Here is a 9114-nt window from a genome sequence, read left to right as displayed (position 1 = left end):
GCCACAGTCAAGCCGTTGATGTTAGAAGTGAAACGGTTAGCAATCGCCTGACCCGCTGCATCATCTTTTGCGCTGTTGATACGCAGACCGGAAGACAAACGCTCAATGGCGGTGCCTAAAGAAGACTGGGATTTATTCAGGTTGTTCTGAGTCAGCAGAGACAAGCTGTTAGTGTTAATGACCGCCATAGTAGGTATTCCTTAAATTCTGTTAGATTATGGTTCGGGCTCACCGCCCACGGTTTATTACCGTTACAACTTATATCGGCGGGCTTGGCCAAACCTTTAATTAACTATTTTGGAATATTGCCACTAACAGGCATGTCAATGCCGCAAATAGCACTCTGTTATCCCCTGCTATTCTACCCATCATAATTTCTATTTTATGTGTAAACTTTTCCATCCCTTGGCCGATAACCCGGTAACGACACTTGAATATTAAGGATTAGACATGGCAAGTATCAGTTCGCTGGGCGTAGGATCAGGATTAGAGCTAAGTTCTCTTTTGACGAGTTTATCAAATGCTGAACAAGCACGATTAACCCCGCTGACCACACAGCAAACAAGTTATAAAAGCAAACTTACCGCTTATGGTATTTTGCAAAGTGCGCTGGCAAAAGTAGAAACCGCTTCAGCCGCACTGAAAAAAGCTGACAAGCTAAGCTCTACTGCCGTAAGTAGCACGAACACAGCATTCAGTGCTGTAACTGATAGTGCGGCCAGTGCAGGTAGTTATACTATCGAAGTCACTAACCTGGCGAAAGCGCAATCCTTATTGTCAGCAGAGGTACCCAATGCGACCAATAAGCTAGGTAATGATAATGCCTCACGGACGATCACCATCACCCAACCTGGCACAAAAGATCCGCTTGAAGTCACCCTGACTAGTGACCAAACCTCACTGACGGGCATCCGCGATGCCATTAATAAAAAAGAAGGCGGTGTTAGTGCCAGTATCATGAAAGCGGATGATAATACCTATTATCTGGCGTTAACGTCGAAAGATACCGGTACTCAGTCAGAAATGACCATCAGTGTCACTGGTGATGATACTTTAAATGACTTTCTTAATTACACACCAAGTAGCACCGGTGGCAGCGGTGGCCTGACACAAAAAGTGGCTGCAGAAAATGCGGAACTGACAGTCAACGGTGTGGCAATTAATCGCCAAAGCAATACCATTACCGATGCACCACAAGGTGTTACCTTAACACTGAAAGCCAAAACCAAGACCAATGAGCCAGAATCATTGAGCATCACGCGCGATAGCACCGCGATGAAAACAGCCATTCAAACTTGGGTTGACGCTTATAACTCATTGCAAACCACTTTTGGTTCACTCACCCAATATACGGCGGTTGAACAGGGTAAAGATCAGTCAGCAAATAATGGTGCTCTGGTGGGTGATGGCACATTGCGCAGTATCCAGACCCAGTTAAAAAGTCAATTGGCATCTGCGCAACCTGGCGATGTGAATACCTTAGCCAGCCTGGGTATTACACAAGATATCAAAGGCAAACTGACGATAGATTCAACTAAATTGGATAAAGCCTTAACCGAGAAGCCAAATGGTGTGGTGGCATTCTTTGTTGGTGATGGCAAAGAGACTGGATTTGCAACCCAAACTGATAACTTGCTGAATACTGTATTGGATGCCACTAAGGGCACACTGAAAAGTGCTACTGATGGCATCAATAAGTCATTAAAGAATCTGGATACTCAAGTCACTGCAACCACGGCTAGCATTGCATTAACCATTGAGCGTTATAAAACGCAATTTACTCAATTGGATAAAATGATGACGTCCATGAACAGTACTATCAGCTTCTTAACTAAGCAATTTTCTTCATAAGGGATAGGACATGTACAATCGATCAGGGGTGCAAGCTTACGCACAAGTAGGCATGGAAAGTGGTGTAATGAGCGCCAGCCCACATCAATTGATCGTGATGCTATTCGACGGGGCGCAGAGCGCCCTGGTTCGTGCCCGCATCTTGATGAATCAGGGAGATATCCCAGCCAAAGGTGCTGCACTTTCTAAAGCCATTAACATTATTGATAATGGACTGAGTGCAGGTCTTGATATGGAAAAAGGCGGTGAGCTGGCGCAGAACTTGTCAGCTTTATATGACTATATGTCGCGGCGCTTGCTGCATGCCAACTTGCATAATGACGAACAGGCAATTACCGAAGTGCTCGCTTTGCTCGAAAATATTGCGGATGCCTGGCGGCAAATCGGCCCCAATTATCAACCTGATTAGGACCCCATTTAATGGAACGTCACCAGCACCTTTTGTCCGATTATCAACAAATCCTGACCCTCAGTGAGCAAATGTTAATGCTGGCGACCGAGGGCAATTGGGATGCGCTGGTTGATCTCGAAATGACTTACCTTAAAGCGGTTGAACACACTGCTAAACTCACTATTTCTTCGTGCTCATCGCTAGTACTACAAGAGTTATTACGTGAGAAATTAAGAGTGATTTTAGATAATGAAATCGAAATTAAACGCTTATTACAACAGCGCCTCGATACATTGAGTGAGTTAGTCGGTCAATCCACCCGACAACAGGCAGTTAATAATACCTATGGTCAGTTTCCTGACCATGCATTATTGCTAGGTGAAACACAATAACCTACAGTTTACGCCGTCGCTATATATCGAGCTTTAGCAAAACTGTCACTTGCAATTGAAATCATTAACATAGCAATAATATTCAACCACCATCATTTTTTTAACATGGAATTATATTGGCAGTAACAATCGCTCATATCTAACTGACTATTATTCTCATAATAAATTATTTTCGCTAAAATAGTCAGTTGCTTTGGATTTTCTATTAAAATAAGTTGCTAGTCTGCAATTCAAAGCGTAATGATATTCTTAGGTTAATAATTGTGAAATGAATATCGATGGAACGTTCAATTAATTTTTGCCCTGGTGTAGGTAGTTCGGCACATATTATTCAACACTCAGAGTTACTGCTCGCCTCAGTCTATATTGAGCATCCATTACTCATTATGGTTAATCGTGGACACAAACTTATCCGCTGGGGTAATCAAGAGTGTATTGTTAAATCAGGCGAAATAGTTGCAGTCAGCAGTGGTCAAACAATTGATATCATTAATAGCATCTCGGATGATGGGCTATTTTTTAGTCATCAACTCCGGTGTGATCCTCGCCTAATAGCAACCTTTGCCAATCATCCCGCATCTGCTGGCCTTGGGGTTATTCCAAAGGTAATGCCGGTACGTAATGTAGCACCCGAATTTATTAATACTTTCGGCAATACCTTTAAAGCGCTCTCCGATGCGGGTGATATTCCGCCAGCTATCATCAGACACCGTATGCTTGAATTATTTCTTTGGTTGGCTCAACTGGGCGTCAAATTTATACTCAGTGAGAGTCAGTCATTAAGTGAAAAAGTGCGTCGCTGCCTGGCTATTGATCCACACAGAATATGGTCAGCCTATGAGGTCGCCGCCCATATGGCAATGAGCGAAGTCGTATTAAGACGAAAATTAGCTGCTGAAAATATACAACTACGTGATTTAATGATTGATGTCCGGATGACCAGCGCATTACGCTTGTTGCAAGGGACAGATTGGCCAATCTCATTAATTGCCAGCCAAGTGGGTTACGAGAGCGCATCACGTTTTGCTGAACGTTTTCGTAAACGTTTTGGTTTTGCTCCCACGGCTATTCGAGGTCATCATCGTGTGCAACCACCCGATAATGATCCGCCGCCCCTCGTCTATCATGATTATTTAAATCTCTCAATTCCTGATTTAGACTCTATATAAATCTGTAAGAATGCCAAATATCTTTTACTCTAGATGATTTATCTCTAGCCAACAAACATATCCACTGCCCTGCCCCAAGTTTACCTATATCCTTTTGCTGTTAATGGGTTAGGCTGATAAACACTGCTTTTAGATATTCCACGCGTTAAAACATTTTATTTAGCTTGGCCATTAGTCTTTTCATCCAATAATCTCGCCTTCATATCAAAAAAACCATCTTAATCATTAAGTTAATTATAACTCACTGTTAAATAGGAAATATGCTAGTTAGCCGAGTGCATTCTATGATTAAAATTGATTAAAAAATAATCTTCTGGGATGGTTATGATGCTAAGCAAGCTGTTCGGGTTAAAAAGCCGCTATCCTTTACACATCCAAATTGCGGTGCTTTTTACGGTGCTAATTGTTTCAATCGGCACCGTAATTATTATTTACGGTCATCACCAACTGACTAAATTGACTGAAATCAGCACCAATAGACAGTATCAAAAAACGGGCGAGGCCATTGCCGCTGAGTTGGATGCAGTAACCCGGCCAATGATAATGTCTGTTAATATTCTTGCCAGCATGCAAATTACCGAATTAGCGACTCTTGAACAAAGAATGAATTTTGTCGGTAAGTTTATTGAAATTCTGAAGCAGAATGACTACGCAAGTGCTGTATATAGCGCTTATCCTAACGGCGATTTATTTATGTTACGGCGGCTGACAGAAGCCAACCGTTTATTGTTTCATGCTCCAGAAGATGCTGAGTGGATGGTTCAAAGTAACCGTTTCCTTGATAGTTTGCCGGAGAAAAAATTTATTTATCTGAATAAACAACAACAAGTCATCGCTGTTATACCCAAGGATAATGATAATTATGACCCAAGGCGCAGAGATTGGTTTATTCTGGCCTCGGCCTCCCCCACATTAGTAACCTCCCCTATTTATATATTCAAAGGTACAGGTGAGGCTGGTTTTACTTATAGCCGTCAAGCGGAAAATAAACAGTCCATTATCGGGTTGGATGTTTCTCTCGCATCTTTATCACAATTTTTAATAAGACAAAATTTAGCACCCGACAGTCAGGCAATCATTATTAACTCTCGTGGTGAGGTTATCGCCAGCCTACCCAAAGTTAAAGGTGATGCTGTAAGTACCCTCAATGCAGACAAACATGTTCCTGTATTACAGACATTGCTTAACGTTTATGAAAATACCCCTTCAGATAAGGCCACAGCAGGCAATAATAATAACCATAGCATCATGTTTGAAGCACAAAACCAATCCTGGTTTGGCTCAGTTGTAGACATTAATAACGGTGGTAATAAATACCAGTTGGTTATTGCCACACCGGCCAGTTACCTGATGGCGGATGCCAATTCCATTCGTAACCATTCGACATTTATTGCATTTATCCTGCTGCTACTCAGCTTGCCAGTGGTCTGGTATTTTTCAAGAAAAATATCTAAACCCCTTATTCGTCTTCGTCAAGATGCTGACGCCATCAGTAATTTATATTTTGAGGATCGCGAGTTAGAACACTCGGTAATTGAAGAAGTAGATGAACTGCATAAATCTATGTCAAAAATGAAGTTAACACTGAAGCAGTTTATTTCAATGGGTAATATGCTGACATCTGAAAATAATTTTACCCGGCAGATGCAGGGTTTGCTGAGTGAAACGACTAATATTGCAGCCATGACCGGAGGGATTATCTTTCTGGCCGATAAAAATAAGGGCATATTTACTCCAACAGCCTTTCGCTGGCATGGCGAAACTATCTCTGTTGCCGACATGTCTTCATTGCAAATCACAGAAAATAATTTTGCCACCTTTAGACCCGTGTTGGAGGGGAATACTATTACCGGGACATTGAATAAAGATAATATCCTTAATCAACTGCAAGATTTCCTACAACCTTATTTGCCATTACGTTTTATCGCTGTACCAATGAAAGCACATGATGAACAGCTATTAGGTTTTTTACTGCTATTTAATCCTTATATTTTAAATGCTGAACGTGAGCGCTCGAAAGTTCAGTTAGTTAATGCGTTGGTTGGTAGCCTATCCATTGCGGTAGAAACTCAACAATTATTACAAGAACAAAAAAATCTACTCAACGCCTTTATTGAACTGATTGCCGGCGCAATAGATGCCAAAAGTGCTTATACCGGTGGGCATTGCCAGCGCGTACCAGAAATAACCGAAATGCTGGCCAGAGCTGCCGTTAATGTGCAAGAAGGGCCTTTCGCTAACTTCAATTTATCAGAAGATGAATGGGAAGAACTGCATACAGCCTGTTGGTTACATGACTGTGGCAAGATAACCACGCCGGAATTTGTGGTGGATAAATCAACCAAATTGGAATTAATTTATGACCGGATTCATGAGATACGCATGAGATTTGAAGTCTTAAAATGTGAGAAAGAAATTACCTTTTTACGTCGTTATGCCTCTGTTACTGCCGGTGAAGTTGAGCAGCAATTATTGGCTGATGAATTACGCCAGTTAGATGAAGATTTTTACTTTATTGCCAGCTGTAATATTGGCAGTGAATTTATGTCTGACGAAGCCCTCGCCCGTATCCAGCATATTGCCGGTTATCATTGGGTGAGAACATTAGATGATAAAGCCGGTATTGCCCCAGAAGAGCAGGTTCGTAAAGCCAGACACCCTACGGCATCTCTCCCTGTACAAGAACCACTACTGGCAGATAAAGAGGAACATATAATTTACCGCGACCACAGAAATAAACGCTCAGAATTTTATGATTTCAAATTACCAGAACCAACCTTTCTTTATAATCGCGGTGAAATTTACAACCTTAGTATTCGGCGTGGAACCTTGACGGAAGAAGATCGTTATAAAATAAATGAACACATTATGCAGACTATTATCATGCTGAAAAAGCTCCCCTTCCCTCGCACTATGGCGAATGTACCGACCATTGCCGGCGGGCATCATGAACGAATGGATGGTAAAGGATATCCGTATCAGCTTACCTATAAACAGATGAGTATTCCGGTTCGGATAATAGCTATTGCCGACGTGTTTGAAGCCCTGACAGCCGCCGACCGCCCTTATAAACCTGGGAAGTTACTATCTGAAGCACTTAATATCATGGTTAATATGGTAAATGAGAATCATTTGGACAGAGAATTGTTTATTTTATTCCTGCAATCCGGTATCTGGTATGACTATGCCATTGCTCATCTGCCAGCGGATAAAGTAGATATTATTGACGCTTCAGACTTACTGCAAAAGATAGGGCATCACAATATCTCGTTAGCGCAGACCGCATAACTTCCATTGGCAGATACAGACTGTGCAATAACCAGAGTTAAGGCTATGCTGTCAATTCTGGGTTGATATCACAGTGGAGTTTTTAGGTATGTTTTATAGCTATGGCGAAACAGAAATTAATCATCTCAAAAAGCGAGATAAAAAAATGGCGGCGGCTATCGAGAGATTAGGAATGATAGCTCGCCCATTATCCCCAGATTTATTTGCCGCGCTAATAAGAAATATTGTAGACCAGCAAATCTCGGTTAAAGCGGCTCAGACCGTTAATTCACGGCTAGTGACATTACTGGGTACAGTAACACCAATGACAATTGCAGCAGCGCCAATAGAGGCTATTCAAGCCTGCGGTATGACCATGAGAAAAGCCGGATATATTAAAGGCGCTGCCGATGCAGCACTTAATGGCTCACTGGATTTATTGGCCATATCCCAGCTACCTGACAATGAGGTCATTACTCAGCTATCAAGTCTTAATGGCGTAGGTATTTGGACAGCGGAAATGCTGCTCATATCTTCACTTTCTCGTCCGGATGTGCTCAGTTGGGGCGACCTGGCAATTCGCCGTGGCATGATGAACTTATATCGCCATAAAACATTACCACGCGAACGTTTTGAAAAATACCGCCGCCGCTATGCACCCTATGGGACGACAGCCTCACTTTATCTATGGGCATTATCCCATGAAGAAAATATGTGATACTGACAGCGCGTTTAATAAAGATAATTAATTCTTTATATTACTCTTCAAGATACTGCCCTCCCATACTGTCTAATGCACTTATCAGCCTTTTAACATTAACGCAGGTCGGTTTTGATGTATCAAATTTTGAGGAGCAGGTATTTTTCATCTGGCCGGCCCAATAGGCCTGTAAAATCGATAAATCGACTAATTTCATGCAGGCAATTCGTTCTTTTTCCACATAACGATTACTACAAACTGCCTCTGAGACTTTCATTATTGCCGGTACCGCCAAAAGGGGGAGCGGCTCTTTGGAAAAAGCAAAAACAGGGAGAGAGAAAAGAAATAGCATCAAATTAATTCTCATAACAATCACCTATAACAACTGATTTGAACAATAAATATAGCTTCGAATTGTTACATAAGTCTGTGGGTGATTTTTTGCTTACCGGTGCGAAATCAATTATCGCCATAAGAAAGGAGTATCTTGGGCGGTATTTAATACTGGGAAAGCCAGGTTATTTTTAATCGTTCCTAGGTTATTTAATAACTAATTATATTCTCTTAGGATTCTACTGTAGGATATTCTTCTGCCAGTCTGCAGTAATTCAAGCATCCGTCTTAATGCCGTGAATATTATCCATGCCATTAGTCAATACGTCGGCCGGGTAAGAGCGCAGGCTACTATTTTATCCATCCGAGGTATTGTTCCCTAGAGTCACTCAAATTGCACCACAAAATAATTACAAATTCACAACAATATGATTTGTGTAATAAATGCAGTAATTACATAAAAAGTTTGACCCAGATCACATCGTGATAATAGGTTGGATGTAAAATAATTAGCATATTAACGATTTCCCTGGTGTTGGCCTCTTGGCATCCCTTATCAAACATACGGAGATAAGGGATTTTTTTTATGCCTAAAATTCGGTTTAGCGCTGTTTCATAACCTTTGAATTCCCGCCCCAGCATTGATTCGAATGCAGAAAAGCAAAAAAAACCCGTGATTAACCGAGCCTTCGCTGTCAGATTTCTGCGTATTGGGTTTTTACATGAAAAAACAAAAAGATTGCGGCTGATTTGCGCCAGTCAATGGGGTACAGCATTAAAACAAGGGTATTGGATGAGGCTACGCCGTTTCGCGTGTCACCCAATGCGCCGCAATATCACATTCAGATTCAGACCAGAGAGGCGAGAAAAAACCGATAAGACAGTGACAGCGGAGCTTTCATCGCCAAAGTTATATCTTCAAATTAGGTTGTGGGGGTGAGTATTCAACAGCATCACAGGGCAGAAATGAAATAACGCCTTGAGGCGTTTCGCAGAAATATCCAGCAAGCC

The 9114-nt window shown here is 41.7% G+C and carries 8 protein-coding genes; 6 read left to right on the top strand and 2 right to left on the bottom strand.

Annotation, left to right across the window (positions count from 1 at the left end):
• On the bottom strand, positions 1–188 hold a 188-nt coding region (locus YROHD0001_RS05945), incomplete at its 3' end, for a flagellin N-terminal helical domain-containing protein (RefSeq protein WP_004715449.1).
• A 262-nt stretch (positions 189–450) separates the two neighbouring features.
• On the opposite strand from YROHD0001_RS05945, the gene fliD reads away from it, so the two are divergent.
• From fliD to YROHD0001_RS05975, 6 genes are all read left to right on the top strand, one after another.
• Positions 451–1851 (top strand): flagellar filament capping protein FliD, encoded by a 1401-nt coding sequence (gene fliD, locus YROHD0001_RS05950; protein WP_004715447.1) that lies wholly within the window; start codon positions 451–453, stop codon positions 1849–1851.
• 10 nt (positions 1852–1861) lie between these two features.
• Positions 1862–2260, top strand: a complete 399-nt coding sequence (gene fliS, locus YROHD0001_RS05955; RefSeq protein ID WP_032817265.1) for a flagellar export chaperone FliS — start codon at positions 1862–1864, stop codon at positions 2258–2260.
• Between the two features lie 11 nt (positions 2261–2271).
• Positions 2272–2634 (top strand): flagella biosynthesis regulatory protein FliT, encoded by a 363-nt coding sequence (gene fliT / locus YROHD0001_RS05960; RefSeq protein WP_004715445.1) that lies wholly within the window; start codon positions 2272–2274, stop codon positions 2632–2634.
• Between the two features lie 278 nt (positions 2635–2912).
• Positions 2913–3803, top strand: coding sequence for a helix-turn-helix transcriptional regulator (locus YROHD0001_RS05965; protein ID WP_004715444.1), 891 nt, complete (start codon positions 2913–2915; stop codon positions 3801–3803).
• Between the two features lie 327 nt (positions 3804–4130).
• The gene (locus YROHD0001_RS05970) at positions 4131–7091 is read left to right on the top strand and encodes an HD domain-containing phosphohydrolase (protein WP_032817271.1); all 2961 of its coding nucleotides are present in this window, start codon (positions 4131–4133) and stop codon (positions 7089–7091) included.
• An 88-nt stretch (positions 7092–7179) separates the two neighbouring features.
• Complete coding sequence (locus YROHD0001_RS05975; RefSeq protein WP_032817263.1) at positions 7180–7788, top strand: DNA-3-methyladenine glycosylase family protein; 609 nt, start codon at positions 7180–7182, stop codon at positions 7786–7788.
• Positions 7789–7828: 40 nt separating this feature from the next.
• On the opposite strand, the gene YROHD0001_RS05980 is transcribed toward YROHD0001_RS05975, so the two are convergent.
• Positions 7829–8137 (bottom strand): hypothetical protein, encoded by a 309-nt coding sequence (locus YROHD0001_RS05980; protein WP_004715440.1) that lies wholly within the window; start codon positions 8135–8137, stop codon positions 7829–7831.
• Between the last annotated feature and the right edge of the window lie 977 nt (positions 8138–9114).

The sequence above is a fragment of the Yersinia rohdei ATCC 43380 genome (genome assembly GCF_000173775.1).
GTDB classification, from domain to species: Bacteria; Pseudomonadota; Gammaproteobacteria; order Enterobacterales; family Enterobacteriaceae; genus Yersinia; species Yersinia rohdei.
Note: the sequence above shows the minus strand (reverse complement) of the source record. Positions and strands in the feature narration are given on the sequence as shown.